The following is a 19,805-nucleotide window of genomic DNA, read 5'->3' as shown; positions in this document are numbered from 1 at the left end:
CTCCGTTTTCTATTTATCCAACAACATCTTCAGCAATGCTTTTTGGGCATGCAGTCGATTTTCTGCTTCATCAAAAACAACCGAATGTTTGCCATCAATAACATCTGCTGTTACTTCCTCACCGCGATGTGCAGGGAGACAATGTAAAAAGATATAATCATTCTTTGCTTTTTGACATAATTCTTGATTTACTTGAAAAGCTTGAAAGTTGCGTTCACTGCTTTCCGCTTCTTTTCCCATGCTTGCCCAGACATCAGTAACAATAATATCTGCATTACTTACAGCTTCAGATGGATTTTTACTACAGGTAAGTATCGTACTATTGTCTGCAGCTTCTTGTTTCATGGCTTGGTAAATCTGTTGATTGGGCTCGAAACCCGTTGGACAAGCAATTGCCATGTCCATACCTGTCTTCACTGCGCCCTCAATCAAAGAATGACACATGTTGTTATTCCCATCACCCAAATATGCCATCTTTAATCCCGCTAATTTCCCCTTATATTCATAGATCGTCAACAAATCAGCAAGCACCTGTGTTGGATGATGCAAGTCAGTTAAGCCATTAATCACCGGGATTGTCGCCTCGTTGGCAAATGTTTCGATAATGTCATGACCAAACGTTCGAATCATGAGTCCATCCACATATCTTGACAATACTTTTGCCGTATCGGTGCTTGATTCACCGCGTCCCAGCTGCATATCCTGTTTGCTTAAAAAGATCGCTTCCCCGCCAAGCTGGAGCATGCCGACTTCAAAGGAGACTCTTGTACGAGTAGATGCCTTTTCAAAAATCATCCCAAGTACCTTTCCCTGTAAATATGGCTTATGAATCCCCGCTTTCGTTTCTTCTTTTATTTTGATGGCTTCATCGAGCAACACCATGATTTCCGAACGACTGAATGTATTTAAGGCTAAAAAATCCTTCTGCTGTAATGTCGGTTGATTTTCCTTTATTGCTGTCAATGAACTTTTCAAATCAACATCTCCTTTTAAACGGTTATATACTGCTGATGATATTCCTGTAGTGATGTAACCGAATCATTTGTCAGATCCATGCAGTCGATGGCCACTTGTAATGTTTCTGCTGCAGTATATAACGCAACCTGATACGTAATGGCTAATGTTCGCATGTGCTGACCGCTTTTTTTCGTTTGTAAGCCATTGGGAATCACCACGGCCCCTGCCAATGGCTGCTTTGAAAATAACTGCTCTAATGTATCCTTCTCTCTATCAATTGGTCGATTCGATATCCCGTTCTCCGTTAAAAATCGGCTTGTTCCTTGAGTTGCCAGTAATGTGAAATACTTACTGGCCTGCTCAAGTATAGACAAGAGTAATGGTTTTTCCCGGTCGGCAATAGAACAAAACAGATACGGCTTTGCTGTTTCCCTTTTTAATCCATTTCCGTTTAGATCGATAGCTTTAGCCAATGCCTCCTGATAATTCGCTGCCAGACCAAGCGCTTCTCCCGTCGATTTCATGACTGGTGCAAGCTGTGGATCCACACCAACTAATTGTGCGGCTGAAAATACAGGTGCTTTTACTGCATAATAACCAATCGATTCAGGGAAACGATTATGTCCCAGCTTTTCCCCAAACTGAACGCGAATCGCTTGCTCGACCATTGGAACACCAGTCACCTTGCTAATCATCGGGATCGTTCGTGATGCTCTTGGGTTTACTTCAAGCACATAGATTTGGTCATCCGCAATCACAAACTGCATATTCACTAGACCGACGATATTGGCTTCGCGACAAATAGCTATCGCATAATCAATCAACTGGGCCTGCTTTGCTTTTGTTAATTGAACTGGTGGCATTACCGCTGTGCTGTCTCCAGAATGAATACCCGCTCGTTCCACATGCTCAGCAATTGCTGGTATCCAGCAATGCGTCCCATCACTAATGACATCCACTTCCGCTTCCAAGCCTAGTGTATATTTATCCACGACAATTGGCCATATCCGCTGGTCTGTATCTGTAAGCATTTGTATATACGTATCAAGCCTTGCTTCCTCATGTAAAATATACATCGATTGTCCGCCAATGACATAGGAGGGTCTGACGAGTACTGGATAACCGATTTTTTCAGCACAAGCCTTAATTTCAGAAGTACTAAACGCCATTTCCCCTTCGATATGCGGAATATCGATTTGTTTCAATAGCTGATAGAAATGCTCTCGATCCTCTAGTAAATCAATGCTTTTCGTCGATGTTCCATAAAGGGTCACCCCTGCTTCGGTCAATTCGTGTGCTAGATTGATCGCCGTTTGCCCACCGAATTGAATCATGACACCTGCTACTTGTTCGTGCTCGATTATCGCCAGTATATCTTCTGTGGTAAGAGCTTCAAAGTATAATCGGTCGGCAACCGCGCTGTCCGTACTAACTGTTTCCGGGTTGTTGTTGACAATAACTGTCGTATAGCCTAATTTTTTCAATGCATAAACAGCATGCACCGAGCTGTAATCAAATTCCATTCCCTGTCCGATTCGTATCGGTCCTGAGCCTAGTATTAAGACCTTTTTCGGATCGTTTTGATCGGCTTCTTCCGGATTCACTTCCTGTTTCCAGGTAGAATAGAAATAAGGGAAGTGATTTTCTGATTGAACGACCTGATAATGAACAATTAAACCGTTATCCTTCTGTAACTCGCGAATTTCTTGTTCCGTCGTACCCAGGAATTTGGCTAACCCCGTATCACTGATTTGCAGTTGTTTAGCTTCTGTTAATTGCTCTATCGTAAGGCTTGCCAATGATTCGTTTGTTAAAGCTTGCTCAACGTTTACAATTGCTGCAATCTCCACTAGAAAAGGCCGGCTAATGGACGTATACTGATAGATTTCCTCGACGCTTTTTCCTTGGCGAAATGCTTCGGCAACCGCAAACAGCCGCAAATCTGTCGGTTGTTGCATATGTTTTTGTAAAACAGCGTAATCCTTTCCAGAAGTAAGCGGATGTTCTAGGGAGTACAAGCCATTATCCAATGAACGAACAGCCTTATTCAGTGCTGCAGCAAAGGTTTTATCAATAGCCATTGTCTCCCCGGTTGCCTTCATTTGTGTACCGAGCTTTCTTTCTGCGTCTGGAAATTTATCAAAAGAAAACCGCGGGATTTTAACGACTGTATAATCAATGCTTAGTTCATGTACCGGCGTTGTCTTCGTTGGAAAATAACGATCCAGGTCCTGACCCAGCGCACATTTGGTGGCGATCTTCGCGATTGGACAGCCGGTTGCTTTTGATGCTAATGCTGATGAACGACTAACCCTTGGATTTACTTCAATAACCGCATAATTATTTGAATCTTGTTCTAAAGCCATTTGGATATTACAAGCACCAATAACACCAAGATTGCGAATAATCGTAACCGCTGCATCACTAAGCATCTTATGTTGCTGTTTGGTCCATGTTTGCGCTGGAGCAACTACGATGGAATCTCCGGTATGGACACCAACAGGGTCAACATTTTCCATACTGCAAACAACCACACAATCATCATAAATATCACGAATCACTTCAAACTCGATTTCCTTCCAGCCTTTGATGCTTTTCTCGACCAGCACCTGGTGGATCGGGCTTAATTTTAACCCATTTATGACAATTGCCTCTAGCTGTTGTCTATTTTCAGCGAAACCGCCGCCCGTACCGCCGAGTGTATATGCCGGGCGGACGATGACCGGGTAACCGATTTTTTCCGCATAAGCTATCGCATCTTCTAGGGTTGTCGTAATATATGAATCCGGAACCGGCTCATGGAGCTGCTTCATAAGTGAGCGGAACTTCTCACGATCCTCACCATTTTGAATCGATTCGATCGACGTACCCAATAATTGCACATGATATTTTTCTAATAGACCCGATTGAACGGCATGTAATGCCAAATTCAGTCCCGTTTGCCCGCCGAGTGTACCAATCATGCCGTCTGGCCGTTCCTTTTGAAAAATCATTTCAAGGCTTGACAGTGTCATTGGTTCCAGATAAATACGATCGGCTACTGCTTCATCCGTCATAATGGTTGCCGGATTATTATTCAGCAAGATAACTTCCATTCCTTCTTCTTTTAAAGCTAAGCACGCTTCTGTTCCAGCGTAGTCAAATTCAGCTGCCTGCCCGATAACAATCGGTCCAGACCCAATAACGAGAACCTTTTGAAGCTTATCGATAACAATCTCCTCCCATACCGGTTACGAAAACACCTTTTCTAATGCGTTGCGAAATTTTTTCTTAAACAACAATATATCTTCCTCTGTAATTGTCAATGGTGGCAACAAGCGGAGCACCGTTGTACCCGCTGTTAGTATCAGTAATTTTTCCTCAATGGCTGCCTTGACTACATCACTTGCTGCATCACCGACATCCATACCAATTAACAGTCCACGGCCGCGAATGGATTTGATTTGCGGAAAGTCTTGTTTTAGTTGCTCCAGGTATGTCATTAATACGTTGCTTTTCTCTACGCCTTTTTTTATCACTGGTGTGTGTAATAATTCATCCAATGTTGCCAATCCAGCTGTTACTGCCAAAGGATTCCCGCCAAACGTGCTGCCATGTGTGCCTGATTGAAATACGTTCGCTACTTCTTTTTTCGCCATCATCGCCCCAATCGGAAAACCGGACCCTAGACCTTTTGCCAGCGTGATAATATCCGGTTCAAATCCGTACTGTTGATAGGCGAATAATGTACCTGTCCGGCCCATTCCTGTTTGTACCTCGTCAACAATTAATAGGATGTCTTCTTCCGTGCAAAGGGTTACTAGTTCTTTGATCCATTGCTGGTCAGCTGGAATCACGCCACCTTCTCCTTGTACGAGTTCAAGCATCACCGCAGCAGGCTTGATTTCTTTCAGTTTACTTAAACTACCCTGGTCATTATAAGTGAGGTACGTAAATCCACTTAATAACGGAGCATAACCGGTCTGAATTTTTTCCTGCCCGGTTGCACTTAGTGTCGCCATCGTCCGGCCATGAAACGATTGCTGGAATGTGACAATTGTTTTTCGTTTTGTCTGATAGAGCCGGGCAAGTTTGATCGCTGCTTCATTCGCCTCGGCCCCACTATTACAAAAAAATGCTTGATCCAAACAGCTATGTTCGGTTAACACTGCTGCTAATTGTTCTTGTTTGTCGATGTGGTAAAGGTTCGAACAATGCCACAGATTTTCCAGCTGTTGTGTCACCTTCTGTTTGACTGTATCTGGCACATGCCCCAAATTACATGTGGCTATCCCTGAGGTGAAATCCAGATATTGCTGGTTAGCTGTATCCCAAACGTAACTGCCCTTTCCCTTCACAAGATGAACCGGAAATCGTTTGTATGTTTCCATTAATGGGGAAATTGCGGTATTGGTTGTCATAGGATCCCTCCTTTTTGTTCGTTCGCCATTGCCTGTTTATCATGTAATGTAATGGATGTGCCAATCTTTTTACCATCAGCCAGATAGAGGAGACTGTCCTTAGTCAGACCATTAAGGATCACAACACGTTCGATCCCTTGTTGCAAACACTGCATCGCCGCCTGTACTTTTGGAATCATTCCACCGTAAATGTCTCCTGATTCAATCATTGACTGCACATCTTCTGCATTTAACTGGTGGATAACATCTCCATTATGTAAAACTCCTGATACATTGGTAATTAAATACAATGGTGCGTTAAGTGCCTTAGCTATTGCAGCAGCAGCTAAGTCGGCATTGATATTCCAGCGCTGCCCGTTGCGATCAGCGGCTATCGGTGAAATTACTGGAATTTGCCCTTGCGCCAGCATTCCTTTCAATAATTTTGTATTAACTGATGTAACTTCCCCAACAAATCCTAGGTGCTGTGTTCCGCTTAAGCGCCGAGCCTCTAGCAATCCTCCATCGACACCACTTAAACCAATGGCATTCCCTTCACTTACTTGGATATTTCGGACAATATGCTTATTCGTTGACCCCGATAAAACCATTTCCACTACGTCCAATACAGGCTCTGTCGTTACACGCATACCGTCAACAAACGATGTTGTAATATCCAAATCTGCAAGTAACGAAGAAACCATCGGACCACCACCATGTACAATAACCGGATCTACATGATAGTCTTTTGCCAATGTTACGATATTTTCATAGAAAGCTTTCGGAAGCTGCTCCAGAACACTTCCCCCACATTTCACAACTAAATATGCCACTGTCTCTCTCCCCTTTTAAGTTCGGTAGGAAGCATTGATTTTTACGTAATCGTAGGAAAGATCGCATCCCCATGCCATTGCTTCCTGTGATCCGCTATTCAAATTGGCCAGAATTGTAATTGTCTCGTGCTGCTGTAAATAATCGTGCACCTTGCTTTCGTCAAAGGCTATGGGTAAGCCTTGATCAATAATCATCGTCTGGCCAAGTGAAATCGATAGTTTACCAGGGTCAAAGGCGGCATCACTGTATCCCATCGCACAAATAATCCTGCCCCAATTGGCGTCTGCTCCAAACACTGCTGTTTTTACAAGGCTAGAGCCAACAATTGCTTTGCCAACTTTGCGCGCATCTTGGGTACTCGCAGCACCTGTAACTTGCACTTCAATTAATTTTGTTGCGCCTTCACCATCTCTGGCAATTTGTTTAGCCAGCGATTGACACACAAAAGTTAGCGCCTCGGTGAACAAAGTAAACGGCTCTTGATCTCCTAATGTGATCGTTTCGTTAGCAGCTAAGCCATTTGCCATCACCATTACCGTATCATTTGTGCTTGTATCGCCATCAATAGTGATGCAATTAAACGTTTGGTTAACAGCCGTTCGTAGTGCCGAGTCTAATGCAACCGGTTCGATCGCTGCGTCTGTTGTGATAAATGACAGCATGGTTGCCATATTGGGATTAATCATTCCTGAGCCCTTCGCTGTTCCGCCAATCGTTATCAGCTGTGAATCTAGTTCCAGTTGCACGCAAGCATGTTTTGTAAAGGTATCCGTCGTCAGAATCGCTTTTGAAAAATCTGCTGAAACTGACTTTTCAAAATCAATTGCGTTTACGCCTGCCTTTAATTTTTCCATCGGCAATTGATCGCCAATGACCCCAGTTGAATTTACTGCCACCAGATGATCGGCTACAGCTAGCTTATCTGCCAGTAAATGGCGCATATCATAAGCATTTTGTAAGCCCTCATCACCGGTACATGCGTTGGCAACTCCGGAATTAACCAGCAGCCCTTGAATTTTCTGTTCCGTGGCAATACTTTCCTTGGTGACTTGCAATGGGGCTGCTTGGAAAACGTTTGTTGTGAATACAGCCGCTGTAGTTGCCGGTACCTCTGAATAGAGCCAGCCAAGGTCATCTCGTTTGTATTTGATACCACAGTGAAGACCCCCGGCATGAAAGCCCTTGGCTGACGTAATACTTCCTTCTACCTCGCTTAACTGCACCAATTGTGTCTCCATATTGCCCTCCTTCTATGGGTAAACCGGAATCATATCAAGTCCTGTCCGTTCATCCCATTTATTTAGTAGATTTAGATTTTGAATTGCCTGCCCGGCTGCACCTTTTACAAGATTATCAATAACGGAAACCACGATTAGCAAGTTCGTTCGTGGATCAACAGCAACACCAATATCACAATAATTTGTGCCATAGACTTCCTTTGTTGTCGGCCATGTTTTTTCCGGTCTAACACGTACAAAGGGTTCATGATGATAGGTTTCTTGATATAACTGTACGATATCATGATCCGTTAAAGATTCACGTAAAGGCAGATATGTTGTACATAAGATCCCACGCGTCATGGGAACGATGTGCGGGGTAAATGTTAGTGATACATCCTTCCCACAAATGTCGGAAACAATTTGTTCGATTTCCGGTGTATGCTGATGACTTGCCAGCTTGTAGGCTTTGGTATTTTCATTGACTTCTGAAAACAGCGTTGCCTGTGCTGGTTTACGTCCCGCACCAGATACCCCAGTTTTTCCATCAATAATGATCGGTCCGTTTTTACGAATGATTCCTGCTTTCAAAGCGGGCATCATCCCAAGTATGGCTGCGGTAGGATAACATCCTGGATTAGCAATAAACGTTTGTCCTTTTATTGCTGGCCGATACAGTTCCGGAAGCCCATAAACCGCCTGCTTTAAATATTCCGGCTCAGCTGGTGACTTTTGGTACCATTGTTCGTATAAACTCCCCTTTTTTAAACGGAAGTCACCGGAGAGATCAATACACGGAATGCCTGCCTTTATAAAGGCGGGGGCGATCTCTTTGGTTACCCCAGAAGGTGTCGCGAAAAACAAACCATCCACTCGTTTTTTAACCTCCTCCTTATCCAGCTTTTCCAGTGGGAGGTCTAAAATGTTATGTATGTGTGGGTACTGATCAGCAATGTTCTGGCCCTGAGTGGAATTAGATACGAGCAATTCCACTGTTACCATGGGATGATTGTGCAAAAGCCGAATTAATTCGGCACCCCCATATCCATTTGCACCTACAATTCCTACCTTCAAATCTGTCAGCCCCTTATTCATTGATTGTGTATTATTATAATTAATATTGTATAAACATGCAATAGGTTTTATGAAAAAAATTCACTTTTTCTAAATGGATGATGTTTTGAAATATAACGAATAACATTATCCATTAAAACGAAGGGTTATTTTCTCATTATTCATTTTCAGCTGGTATTCATAGATTTATGAATTCGTTTTCGCTGTTATATATATCGAGAATAAAAATAGCAGGGAATTTAATTGCATTCCCTGCTATTTTATGTTGAATTTCGATACTAAACTCTAAAAAATCTCGAGTGAAGCTCATCGTCTATAATCATCCAAAAAATCCTTTTGAAAACTGGTACGCGGCTGATCTTCCTTGACCGGAGTACCCAGGTGTTTAAATGGACTTTTCCCATATTTTTTAGTCAATTCATCAATCGCAGTATAAAGCTTTTCTTTCCCTGCTTCCTGCTCATAGGTGAATAAATCAAGCTGGTGGACAATATTATGTTTCTCTTCTACATCCTGCACGGTAATACCAAGCAGACGAATCGGTTCTAAATTCCAATGCTTCTGAAATAGTTCATTCGCGGCATCCAGAATTGCTGCTTTCGTTTCAATATAGAAGGTTAACTTTTTACTTCGCGTTATTGTTTTGCGATCGTGATAGCGAATCATAACTTGTATACTGCTTCCCACCGCTTGCTTACGCTTCATTCGCCGTTCCACATTTTCAGCAAGTGCGTGCATGAGACTGCGGATTTCCGCCTCATCGGTTGTATCAGCCGGCAATGTCTGGGAGCTGCCAATACTCTTGAATTCATTGACCGCATCCGGGTCAACCGGCCTTGAATCCATACCATTGGCCCGGTTTTGTAACCGTTCGCCATTGATACCTAAAATTTGTTTAAGCTGATAAACATCATGGCGGGCCAGGTCTCCAATTGTCACGATATCAATCGCATTTAATTTCTGCGCCGTTTTTTCTCCTATGCCGTACATCTCGCCCACGGAAAGTGGCCATAATTTTTGCTGCAAATCACGCTTACGTAGAATCGTAATTCCCATCGGTTTTTTCATATCTGATGCCATCTTTGCTAAAAATTTGTTCGGAGCAATCCCGATGCTGCATGGCAAATCCAGTTCATCTTTCATTCGTTTTTGCAGATTGTTTGCAATGGTAATTGGATCCCCAATTGCCTCACATGCGGTTATATCCATGTAACCCTCATCAATGGATACCGGCTGCACATATGGTGTAATAGCTGCAAGCATTTTAAACATTTCTGCTGAAGCAGTACGATATCGGTCAAAATTCGGTCGCATGACAATCAAGTCCGGGCATAGTTTTCTTGCTTGCCATAGTGTCATGGTTGTTTTGACTCCTTTTGCGCGGGCCTCATAGCTGCTTGTCACTACGATTCCCTTTCGTTCCTCCGGATTTCCCGCAATTGCCAGTGGCTTCCCTTTTAGTTTAGGATTATAGGCCATTTCAACGGAGGCATAGAAACAATTCATATCAATATGAAAAATCACACGTCCATTTTTCGGATACCATTGCGACATCTTTTTCACCCTTTACGAACGGTTGTTTCTTTTATTATAACACATATAAAGAGGACTGGAATATTCCAGTCCTCTTTATATGTGTTATATTGTCGACATTGCCTACTTCGCTGCCTCTTGCGCAATCGCGGTGATTAGCTCAGCAACTTTCACCAATTCATCAACCGGAATTCGTTCGTTTGTTGTATGAATATCTTCATAACCAACAGCTAAGTTAACGGTTGGAATACCAAAGCCTGCAATGACATTCGCATCACTGCCCCCGCCACTTTGTAACAGGTTACTTTCCCGGCCAATTGTTTTAGCAGCACGGCGTGCAACCTCAACAACCTGGTCTCCGTCTGTTTGTTTAAAACCAGGATACATGACTTTGACATCCACTTGTGCACTGCCCCCGAACTCCGCCGCCGTTGTTTCATACGCATCTTTCATTTTAGCCACTTGTGCCTCCATCTTTTCAGGAACGAGTGAACGTGCCTCGGCCAAGATTTCAACGTAGTCGCAAACAATATTTGTCTGCTTACCGCCTTCGAATCGGCCGATATTTGCAGTTGTCTCGTCATCAATCCGGCCTAGTGGCATTTTGGAAATTGCTTTGGCTGCAAGCGTAATCGCTGATACGCCATTTTCCGGTGCCACACCAGCATGTGCGGTTTTTCCTTTCATCACGGTAAATAGCTTTGCTTGTGTAGGTGCTGCAACAATAATATCCCCAACGGTTCCATTACTATCAATTGCATAACCATATTTCGCTTTCAACATCGATTGATCCAGTGCTTTGGCACCGACTAAACCAGACTCTTCACCCACGGTAATGATAAATTGAATATCACCGTGCACGATCTCATTTTCTTTTAAGACACGAATCATTTCCAAAATGGCAGCTAATCCAGCCTTGTCATCTGAGCCAAGAATAGTCGTACCATCAGAGACGATATACCCATCCTTGATCGATGGTTTAATTCCATTTCCCGGAACAACGGTGTCCATATGAGAGGTAAAATAAATCGTATCCGCACTGTCTTTGTTTCCTTTTAATTCACAGATAAGGTTTCCTGCACCATGTCCGGTCTCCGATTTACTATCATCTTCTACAACGTCCAGACCTAAATCGGTGAATTTCTGCTTCAGCACTTCTGCTATTTTACTTTCGTGACCAGTTTCTGAGTCAATCTGTACCAGTTCCATAAACTCATTGACTAAACGATCCTGATTTACTTGAATCATATGATGATCTCCTTTATCTATCTTCTTTATATGCGTTCGTATCCCTCTTTACAATTTATTTGTAATTAGAGGTTAACATTATTATTTTACCGCGTTTACACTTGTCCTAAGGGCCGTTTAACGATAAAATACAATTAGTATTTGCCAATAAAGGGGGATTAACTATGGCACAAAAAAAACATTCCAAGCAACAGAAACGGTTTAAATTTGTTGTTTACCTCATGATACTAGCGATGCTATTGACATCACTTACAACAGGTCTAGCCTTGTTCCTATAAAGTTGCATGCTTTGCAACAAGAACCTCCTGTCCACACATCATTTTTTCATTGTACCATATCAAGAAGACTGGTTTAACGAGCAGGTTGGTTGACACCGGTCTTCTTATTTTTCTTCACGTCGCTAGCTTTAAATTTCTTTTTCAAAAGTAAATAATCCTCAATATCATGCAGTAAGCGAAACAGATTGGCCCGTGTTTCGAATTCGTCTTGTGTTGTCGGCAGTGGCTCTTCATCAAATTCTTTCTTTAACGAATCCAGTTCATCCAAAAATAGTACCGCAGTGTTGCCAGGGTGGACCGAATCGGATAATTTCTCAAAAAAATGAGCGATTGGTTCCGAAATGGTTACCGTGTTTGGCAGTCTTGTGACAAGTGGCAGCATGCGTTGTAATAATTCGAACTGTTTAGCCCGCATGGTAAAATAATCCTGATATGGGTGTTTTTGCCTTAGTAGGTGATTCTCCATGTCCCGTGCAACGAGATCATTCGCCTCTTGAAGGATTTGCTCTACGCCGGTGAGTTCTTTCCCATCCCACGATTGGTTTTTATCCCGTATGTATAATGCAATCTCTTTTAAAATCGTTTGAAAATTTTCTTCCAATCTCTGTTGCATTCGATGTAACTTATTCTCCAAACTTGGCATGTATAAATTCACCAATAAACCTGTTCCAACCCCTACCAATATTAATAAAAATTCTTCCATAATAAATCGAGTTGAAATATGCCCTGCGCCATACAGTTGTAAAATAATTACAGAACTGGTTGCAATCCCCTGTGATATGTTTAATAGTACCGTTACAGGAATAAAAAGCGCCAGCATGATCCCCACAGATATCGGGTTATACCCAATCGTTTCAAAAAACACAAAAGAAAAAATAATCGCTAGTGTACACGCTAAAAAACGATCCCAGGCACTCAGAACCGATCGCTTTCTGGATGGCTGAATACACAAAATGGTTAAAATTCCTGCTGAAACATAGTTGGTTACACCAAGTAACTGAGCAAGAATAATCGCGATTGGTGTGCCTAATGCAGTTTTAATGGTTCGATAGCCAATTTTCACGGCGGAAATCTCCCTTAATGAAGAACTTTCTACAATTCCTTACCGATTAAAATGAGGCTGACCCGTTGTACATGAGACAGCCCCACCAAATGATGCTTAACTATTTATACTTCTTCACAGTTTTCATCAAAAACATGTTGCAGCTTACCCATTACATCCATCGCTGTAAACCCTTCAATGTCATGACGCTCCAGCATAGTAACAATTTTACCATCCTTTAAAAAAGCAAATGATGGAGAGGAAGGTGGATAGCCTTCAAAATACTCTCTTGCCTTATCTGTAGCTTCCCGATCTTGTCCCGCAAAAACGGTAACTAAATGATCTGGTCGTTTATCATAATGAATGGCGTTTGCTGCAGCTGGACGAGCAACACCGCCGGCACATCCGCATGTAGAGTTAACCATCACCAAGGTTGTCCCTTTACGATTAAGCGCATCGTCGACTTGTTCTGGGCTTGTTAGCTCTTCGTACCCAGCTTCGATGATATCCTTGCGGGCTGCATCGACAACATCATTCATAAAAAGATTAAAATCCATCTGAACATCCATCCCCTTAATTGATTTATTGGTAATTCCTATTCATAGCTTACCAATTTTACCAAAAGATTTCAATTCAAGTGTCTAGAGTTTGTCGGGTTCATTACAAGAAGTCTTTCTCATTCTTTGTATAGATTGTTGAAATCTTGACGGCGGTCCAAAATAGATTCTGCTTTTAATGCGGACCCTTCAGTCTTGGGCCAACATGACGTTGATTATTAAGGCGTTACAACAAAGCTTCGTGTTGTTTAGCCTTCCATCCTTTTTACCCGTTAGGTCTTACACTGGCCACGGTTCTCATTCTACGATGGAAGGCTGCCTAAAGAGCGGGCTTTCCGTTCAGTACGAAAAGGGTATCTGCTGCATCCGTAAAACGTTATCCTTTATCACGATTGTATTCGATAGTCACAAGAAAATGGTAGTTCATCAACTACTCTGCCTTCGCTAATAGACTGAAGTTGTATCCTTATTCATATGCTCCAATATGGCTTTTACTCGTGCCAGGAACCTTCCACACACAAGGCCATCCAGAATTCGATGATCTAGTGATAATGATAGATTTACCATGTCTCTGGCAGCAAACATATCATTAATAATCATCGGGCGTTTTACAATGGACTCCACTTGCAGAATGGCTGCTTGTGGATGGTTAATAACACCCATGGAATGAATGGAACCAAATGAGCCTGTATTATTTACGGTAAATGTACCACCTTGCATATCATCGGCTGTTAGCTTGCCAGTTCGTGCCTTGCCAGCTAACTCGTAAATATCTTTCGCAATGCCTTTGATACTTTTTTCATCCGCATGCTTAATTACAGGGACAAATAACTTATCTTCACTTGCTACCGCGATCGATAAGTGAATATCTTTCTTTTGGATGATCTTGTCGCCAGCCCAGGTACTGTTTAATTGTGGGTATTCTTTTAACCCTTGCGCAACTGCCTTGACAAAAAAGGCAAAAAATGTCAGACCAAAGCCTTCCTTTTGTTTAAAATCATCTTTTATATGATTGCGATACGATACAAGATCCGTTACATCCACTTCCACTGTCATCCAGGCATGCGGTATTTCCTGTTTGGAGCGAACCATGTTTTGTGCGATCGCTTTACGCACCCCGGTAACCGGAATTTCAATATCCCCGGACTGTGGTGTCTTCGCCGACGTTGTTGGCTGCTGATCCGTTTCTTGTGCTGGTTGCTTCGGTTCAGGTTGCGACTGGCTCATTTTTTGTGCTGTACCGACAGAAGCAATCAGTTTTTCTATATCCTTTCTAGTAATCCGACCGCTTTTGCCACTTCCATTCATTTTAGTTAAATCAATATCATGTTCCTGTGCCATCCGCAATACAGCTGGGGAATAGCGAGTTTTCATCGATTGGTCTGTGTCTGAGCCAACTGATTTCCCATCTGGTTTCGCTGGGCTTGTATCCGTTTTAGATTCCTCTTGTTCATTCGCAGACCCGCCTTCCGTGTCAATATAACACATCAGTTCACCAACCTCGATTGTATCTCCTTCTTGAGCAACCAGTTCCTTGATTACCCCGGTAAATGAAGATGGCACTTCCGCGTTTACTTTATCCGTCATTACCTCGGCGATTGGATCGTATTTATTCACCTGATCACCAACACCTACCAGCCAGGAGCTAATCGTACCTTCCGTAACACTTTCTCCCAGCTGTGGCATATTAATTTTTTCAGTGGCCATGTGATCCCTCCTTTATCAACTCTTGCAAAAACACTTGTATTTCATCAAAACTCCGCCAGATCGCGCATTGCTTTTTCTACTTTATCTGGATTGACCATAAAATATTTTTCCATTGTTGGCGCATACGGCATCGCAGGAATATCTGGTCCAGCCAGACGCTTAATCGGCGCATCCAAATCGAACAAACAGTTTTCGGCGATGATGGCAGCAACCTCGCCAATAATACTCCCCTCTTGATTATCCTCCGTAATAAGCAGCACTTTTCCCGTTCGTTTCGCTGCTCCAATGATGGCCTCTTTATCAAGTGGGTAAATCGTCCGCAAATCAACAATATGCGCATCAATTCCCTCTTCAGCAAGTTTTTCAGCTGCTTGCAGGGCAAAATGAACACACAATCCGTACGTAATGATCGTGAGGTCAGAACCTTCTCGCTTCACATCCGCTTTTCCAATTGGCAAGGTATAGTCTTCATCAGGTACCTCTCCTTTAAGCAGCCGATATGCCCGTTTATGTTCAAAAAATAAAACCGGATCGTTACTGCGGATTGATGCTTTTAATAACCCCTTTGCATCATACGGCGTTGATGGCATGACTATCGTTAATCCCGGCTGGTTGGCAAACACCGCCTCAACCGATTGCGAGTGGTATAAGGCCCCATGAACCCCGCCACCATATGGAGCACGGATTGTGATAGGACATTCCCAGTCATTATTGGACCGGTAGCGAATTCGGGATGCTTCGGAAATAATTTGATTGACAGCAGGCATGATAAAATCGGCAAACTGCATCTCTGCCACTGGACGCTTGCCATACATCGCCGCGCCAATTCCCACACCGGCAATAGCTGATTCTGCGAGCGGGGTATCCATCACCCGCATGTCACCAAATTCTTCGTATAACCCTTTCGTGGCACCGAATACACCGCCCTTTTTACCAACGTCTTCTCCCAAGATAAATACTTGTTCATCGCGTTGCATTTCTTCTTTTAAAGCTGATGTTACAGCCTGAATATACGACATTACTGGCATAATAATCTCCCTCCCTACACTTCATAAACAAATTTCAAGGCTTCTTCTGGATCGGCATATGCCGCATTTTCTGCATAGTCGGTTGCGTCATTGACCAATACTGAAATTTCTTCATGAATTTCCTTTTCTAGTTCCTCGGTTAGAATACCTGTTTCTTGTAAATATGCTGCAAACGTTACGATAGAATCTTTTTTTCTTGCTTCTTCCACTTCTTCACTCTCTCGGTACTGCCGGTCATCGTCATCACTCGAATGGGCAGTAAGTCGATACGAAACAGCCTCAATTAATGTTGGTCCTTCTCCATTTAAGGCTCGTTTGCGCGCTTGTGTTACCGCCTCATATACTGCCAAGGGATCATTACCATCCACCGTAACACCTGGCATGCCATAACCTACGGCGCGATCAGATACCTGTTCACAGGCCAATTGGCGCTCAATTGGTACAGAAATTGCATATTTGTTATTTTCCACCATGGTGATAACTGGCAACTTATGTACCCCAGCAAAATTTAATGCTTCATGAAAATCACCTTGGTTGGATGATCCTTCTCCTAAGGTAACAAGGGACACAATATCTTTTTGGTCCATTTTTGCTGCAAGTGCAACACCGACTGCATGTGGAACTTGTGTCGTTACGGGAGATGAGCCAGTAATGATCCTGTTTTTCTTTTGACCAAAATGTCCAGGCATCTGACGTCCACCCGAGTTTGGATCTTCTTTCTTGGCGAATCCGGATAGCATTAAATCTTGTGCCGTCATTCCAAAAGATATAACAACACCCATATCCCGGTAATATGGTGCCACATAATCCTTGTTGCGATCTAATGCAAAAGCTGCACCGACCTGGGCTGCTTCTTGCCCTTGACAGGATATAACAAATGGGATCTTCCCCGCACGATTCAGCAACCACATTCGTTCATCAATTTTCCGGGCCAACAGCATTGTTTTAAACATATTCAATACCTGTTCATCTGAAATTCCTAACGCTTCATGGCGGTTTTTTGACATGAGAAACGCCTCCTTTTACTTACTGTATTCTATTATTTGTTTCGACTAAACGTTTGCCTATATTAAGGGAAGTTTCAGCAAAACTATGAGCCTTGTCGCAACGTATAAAAACCCCAAAATCCTGTAATCTTCCGCCCAGCTTTAACGCTTTTTCTGTTAGCCATGAATTTGCTTTCCATCAACCGCAAGTGCGGCTTCTCCCATTATCTCTGATAAAGTGGGATGCGGGTGAATGCTTTCTGCAATTTCCCATGGTGTTGCATCAAGTACTTTAGCTAGTCCGGCCTCAGAAATCATATCCGTCACATGCGGACCAATCATATGCACACCTAATAGATCATTATTCTGTTTATCGGCAATGATTTTTACGAAGCCATCCGATTCTCCAAAGACGAGTGCCTTGCCAATAGCTTTAAATGGAAACGTGCCGACCTTGATGGATTTTCCTTGTTCAGTCGCCTGCTTTTCGGTCAAACCTACACTAGCTATCTCTGGACTGGCATAAATACAGGTTGGTATCGTGGTGTAGTCAATTGACTGTGGGGTTTGATCCGCCATATGCTCCACGGCAACGATCCCTTCATGTGAAGCAACATGTGCTAACTGCATTCCGCCAATACAATCCCCTATTGCATAAATATGGGACTCTTTCGTTTGATAATAGTGATTAGTCTGAATGACTCCGTTATCTGCCACAATATCCGTATTTTCCAATCCAATATTTGTTGTATTTGCCTTCCGTCCGACAGCAACAAGCATCTTTTCGGCAGCAAAATCCTTCACTGTCCCATTCACATCTGCTTGAATTTGGACACCATTTTCAATGGATAATGAATCGGCTGCTACTTTTGCGCCTGTTACAATCGTGATTCCTTTTTTCTTAAGTAATTTTTCCGCTTCTTTGGCAATCGCTATATCTTCCGTCGGCAGGATGTGCGCTACATATTCCAGTATCGTTACATCTACACCAAAATCAGCAAGCATCGAAGCCCATTCGATGCCAATCACACCACCACCGACAATAATGATCGACTTTGGCAATTCCTGCATTTGCAGTGCCTCATCCGAGCTTATGACATTGTGTCCATCAATCGGTAATCCAGGCAAAGAATTCGGGGATGAACCGGTAGCAATTAAGACATTTTTTGGGATAATCATTGTATTTTCATCCCCGTTTGCATATTCTACGGAAATCGTCCCAGGCATCGGCGAAAAAATACTGGGTCCTAGAATACGGCCGAACCCTGCATAGACATCAATCTTGCCTTTTTTCATCAGCCCTTTTACCCCCTGATGAAGGGTGTGAACAATATCAGCCTTACGATTCTGTACCTTGGCGAAATTCAGTGTGACATCATTGGCTTCAATCCCATACAAATCGGCTTCCTTTGTTTGCCTAAATACCTCTGCACTCCGAAGCAGCGCCTTTGACGGAATGCATCCACGATGAAGGCATGTTCCTCCAAGCTCATCTTTTTCAACGACGGCAACCTTCATTCCTAACTGCGCACCACGAATGGCGGCGACATACCCACCAGTTCCCCCACCGAGAACGGCAAGATCATATTCTTCTGCCATAAACTCCATTCTCCTTTTGCTATATAATAATCTATCTTGGATAAAGTGAAAATTTATTCAGCGGGAGGATTCGACGCACAGGACGTGCTAGTGCAGGCATTGTCACAAGACGTGAAAGTTTTAGCGTGCCCTTTATCCCCCTCACTGAATAGAGGAACAAAGGCTAAGTTTACAAAATTCCTGTTGCAACGCCTTTGTGACCTACGTCCTACAGACCCGAACAGAATTGGACCTTTACGGCGGTTGACCCCCCACTTATCTTTTTTCGTTGCCCCTCAAAATCTTGAAGTGGAGGTCTTACTGCCCGTTAAGGCGGGATATATTTTTGCTGATTCTTCATGGCGCAGCACCCGCAATACGCCCTCATTAAGTGCCTGCAACTCATTTTCTCCTGGGTAAACAAACGTGTCAGCAATCCAATGTACCCGCTGCGAAATCAAGTCAATGAATGATTTCTCATATGCAAGATCACCTGTTAACACAATCGCATCCACCGCACCTTTTAAAACAGTACTCATCGAACCAATCTCTTTGGCGATTTGATAAGCCATGGCATTGTATATTGCTTCTTTTGTATTTACATGCGTCGTATCGGTGTTTAAGTAGGCTTTTAATCCACCCTGACCGACCAGCTTCGCCATGATTTCATTCAGATTATATTTACCTGAAAAGCATAATGAAACTAAATCACCAGCTGGAACGGTTCCGGCACGTTCAGGCGAAAACGGGCCGTCTCCATCCAATCCATTATTTACATCAACCACTTTTCCTTTTTTATGGGCACCAACCGTTATACCCCGCCCCATATGAATAACGACCATGTTCATTTGTTCATAGCGTTTTCCGGATTCTTTCGCACAGCGTCTCGCGGCCGCTTTTTGATTTAAAGCATGAAAGATACTTTTTCTTGGTATTTCTGGAATTCCCGAGATTCTGGCGATATCCTCCAATTCATCGACGACAACCGGGTCAACAATATAGGCTGGAATATTTAATCCCATAGCGATTGTATAAGCAATCAATCCACCAAGGTTAGACGCATGTTCTCCATAATAACCGCTTTTCAGATCGGCAAGCATAGCAGTATTTACTAGGTATGTACCACCTTCAATTGGCTGGTGCAGTCCACCCTTACCACAGACCGCTCGTAGCTTGGAAATATTGATACCTTCATAATCCAGTTGTTCTAGGATCATTTCTTTGCGGTATAAATATTGATTCGCAAATCGCTGATAGCCAGCCAATTTCTGTTCGTCATGATAGATGGCCTTTTCAAGAATACACCTATCATTATCAAACACTCCGATTTTCGTTGCATTTGACTCTGGATTTACAATTAAGGTGCGGAATAGGTGTTGCACACAAA

Annotated in this window: 16 protein-coding genes; 1 reads left to right on the top strand and 15 read right to left on the bottom strand. The window is 43.0% G+C overall.

The window, feature by feature from the left end; all coding sequences use genetic code 11:
- Positions 1-9: 9 nt before the first annotated feature.
- The 8 genes from argF to WMZ97_RS18800 all read right to left on the bottom strand — a co-directional run bounded on the left by argF (position 10) and on the right by WMZ97_RS18800 (position 11,242).
- Positions 10-975 (bottom strand): ornithine carbamoyltransferase, encoded by a 966-nt coding sequence (argF, locus tag WMZ97_RS18835; protein WP_343273637.1) that lies wholly within the window; start codon positions 973-975, stop codon positions 10-12.
- A 14-nt stretch (positions 976-989) separates the two neighbouring features.
- Positions 990-4,166: a carbamoyl-phosphate synthase (glutamine-hydrolyzing) large subunit gene (gene carB, locus WMZ97_RS18830; RefSeq protein ID WP_343273651.1), complete on the bottom strand. Its 3,177-nt coding sequence runs from the start codon at positions 4,164-4,166 to the stop codon at positions 990-992.
- Positions 4,167-4,187: 21 nt separating this feature from the next.
- Positions 4,188-5,357 (bottom strand): acetylornithine transaminase, encoded by a 1,170-nt coding sequence (locus WMZ97_RS18825; protein WP_343273636.1) that lies wholly within the window; start codon positions 5,355-5,357, stop codon positions 4,188-4,190.
- A complete protein-coding gene (gene argB / locus WMZ97_RS18820) occupies positions 5,354-6,169 on the bottom strand; it encodes an acetylglutamate kinase (protein ID WP_343273635.1) in 816 nt (271 codons plus the stop codon). The genes WMZ97_RS18825 and argB overlap by 4 nt, the downstream gene beginning before the upstream one ends.
- A 15-nt stretch (positions 6,170-6,184) precedes the next feature.
- Complete coding sequence (argJ, locus tag WMZ97_RS18815; protein ID WP_343273634.1) at positions 6,185-7,408, bottom strand: bifunctional glutamate N-acetyltransferase/amino-acid acetyltransferase ArgJ; 1,224 nt, start codon at positions 7,406-7,408, stop codon at positions 6,185-6,187.
- 12 nt (positions 7,409-7,420) lie between these two features.
- Positions 7,421-8,461 (bottom strand): N-acetyl-gamma-glutamyl-phosphate reductase, encoded by a 1,041-nt coding sequence (gene argC, locus WMZ97_RS18810; RefSeq protein ID WP_343273633.1) that lies wholly within the window; start codon positions 8,459-8,461, stop codon positions 7,421-7,423.
- A gap of 306 nt (positions 8,462-8,767) precedes the next feature.
- On the bottom strand, positions 8,768-10,015 hold the full coding sequence (locus tag WMZ97_RS18805; protein WP_343273632.1) for a DNA polymerase IV: 1,248 nt from the start codon (positions 10,013-10,015) through the stop codon (positions 8,768-8,770).
- A gap of 102 nt (positions 10,016-10,117) precedes the next feature.
- On the bottom strand, positions 10,118-11,242 hold the full coding sequence (locus WMZ97_RS18800; protein WP_343273631.1) for a M20/M25/M40 family metallo-hydrolase: 1,125 nt from the start codon (positions 11,240-11,242) through the stop codon (positions 10,118-10,120).
- 164 nt (positions 11,243-11,406) lie between these two features.
- On the opposite strand from WMZ97_RS18800, the gene prli42 reads away from it, so the two are divergent.
- The gene (prli42, locus tag WMZ97_RS18795) at positions 11,407-11,520 is read left to right on the top strand and encodes a stressosome-associated protein Prli42 (RefSeq protein WP_343273630.1); all 114 of its coding nucleotides are present in this window, start codon (positions 11,407-11,409) and stop codon (positions 11,518-11,520) included.
- Positions 11,521-11,593: 73 nt separating this feature from the next.
- On the opposite strand, the gene WMZ97_RS18790 is transcribed toward prli42, so the two are convergent.
- The 7 genes from WMZ97_RS18790 to buk form a co-directional block, all read right to left on the bottom strand.
- Entirely contained in the window at positions 11,594-12,583 is a 990-nt protein-coding gene (locus tag WMZ97_RS18790) for an aromatic acid exporter family protein (protein WP_343273629.1), read from the bottom strand.
- A 104-nt stretch (positions 12,584-12,687) separates the two neighbouring features.
- Positions 12,688-13,119 carry a BrxA/BrxB family bacilliredoxin gene (locus WMZ97_RS18785; RefSeq protein WP_343273628.1) on the bottom strand — a complete coding sequence of 144 codons (432 nt, stop codon included), beginning with the start codon at positions 13,117-13,119 and terminating at the stop codon, positions 12,688-12,690.
- A 444-nt stretch (positions 13,120-13,563) separates the two neighbouring features.
- On the bottom strand, positions 13,564-14,826 hold the full coding sequence (locus WMZ97_RS18780; RefSeq protein WP_343273627.1) for a dihydrolipoamide acetyltransferase family protein: 1,263 nt from the start codon (positions 14,824-14,826) through the stop codon (positions 13,564-13,566).
- A gap of 44 nt (positions 14,827-14,870) precedes the next feature.
- Positions 14,871-15,854: an alpha-ketoacid dehydrogenase subunit beta gene (locus WMZ97_RS18775; RefSeq protein WP_343273626.1), complete on the bottom strand. Its 984-nt coding sequence runs from the start codon at positions 15,852-15,854 to the stop codon at positions 14,871-14,873.
- Positions 15,855-15,868: 14 nt separating this feature from the next.
- A complete protein-coding gene (locus WMZ97_RS18770) occupies positions 15,869-16,861 on the bottom strand; it encodes a thiamine pyrophosphate-dependent dehydrogenase E1 component subunit alpha (RefSeq protein ID WP_343273625.1) in 993 nt (330 codons plus the stop codon).
- 156 nt (positions 16,862-17,017) lie between these two features.
- Entirely contained in the window at positions 17,018-18,439 is a 1,422-nt protein-coding gene (lpdA, locus tag WMZ97_RS18765) for a dihydrolipoyl dehydrogenase (protein WP_343273624.1), read from the bottom strand.
- Positions 18,440-18,714: 275 nt separating this feature from the next.
- Complete coding sequence (gene buk, locus WMZ97_RS18760; RefSeq protein WP_343273623.1) at positions 18,715-19,800, bottom strand: butyrate kinase; 1,086 nt, start codon at positions 19,798-19,800, stop codon at positions 18,715-18,717.
- Positions 19,801-19,805: the final 5 nt, after the last annotated feature.

It is taken from the genome of Lentibacillus songyuanensis (assembly GCF_039548255.1).
Taxonomy (GTDB): Bacteria; Bacillota; Bacilli; order Bacillales; family Amphibacillaceae; genus Lentibacillus_C; species Lentibacillus_C songyuanensis.
This window is presented reverse-complemented; position numbering and strand designations above follow the sequence as displayed.

Bases quoted from the DNA above. Each gene is read 5' to 3' on its own strand.
- lpdA (WP_343273624.1), bottom strand. From the start codon at position 18,439: ATGGCAGAAGAATATGATCTTGCCGTTCTCGGTGGGGGAACTGGTGGG.
- WMZ97_RS18800 (WP_343273631.1), bottom strand. From the start codon at position 11,242: ATGATTCAAGTAAATCAGGATCGTTTAGTCAATGAGTTTATGGAACTG.
- WMZ97_RS18805 (WP_343273632.1), bottom strand. From the start codon at position 10,015: ATGTCGCAATGGTATCCGAAAAATGGACGTGTGATTTTTCATATTGAT.
- WMZ97_RS18825 (WP_343273636.1), bottom strand. From the start codon at position 5,357: ATGACAACCAATACCGCAATTTCCCCATTAATGGAAACATACAAACGA.
- argJ (WP_343273634.1), bottom strand. From the start codon at position 7,408: ATGGAGACACAATTGGTGCAGTTAAGCGAGGTAGAAGGAAGTATTACG.
- prli42 (WP_343273630.1), top strand. From the start codon at position 11,407: ATGGCACAAAAAAAACATTCCAAGCAACAGAAACGGTTTAAATTTGTT.
- WMZ97_RS18770 (WP_343273625.1), bottom strand. From the start codon at position 16,861: ATGTCAAAAAACCGCCATGAAGCGTTAGGAATTTCAGATGAACAGGTA.
- WMZ97_RS18780 (WP_343273627.1), bottom strand. From the start codon at position 14,826: ATGGCCACTGAAAAAATTAATATGCCACAGCTGGGAGAAAGTGTTACG.
- WMZ97_RS18775 (WP_343273626.1), bottom strand. From the start codon at position 15,854: ATGCCAGTAATGTCGTATATTCAGGCTGTAACATCAGCTTTAAAAGAA.
- WMZ97_RS18785 (WP_343273628.1), bottom strand. From the start codon at position 13,119: ATGGATTTTAATCTTTTTATGAATGATGTTGTCGATGCAGCCCGCAAG.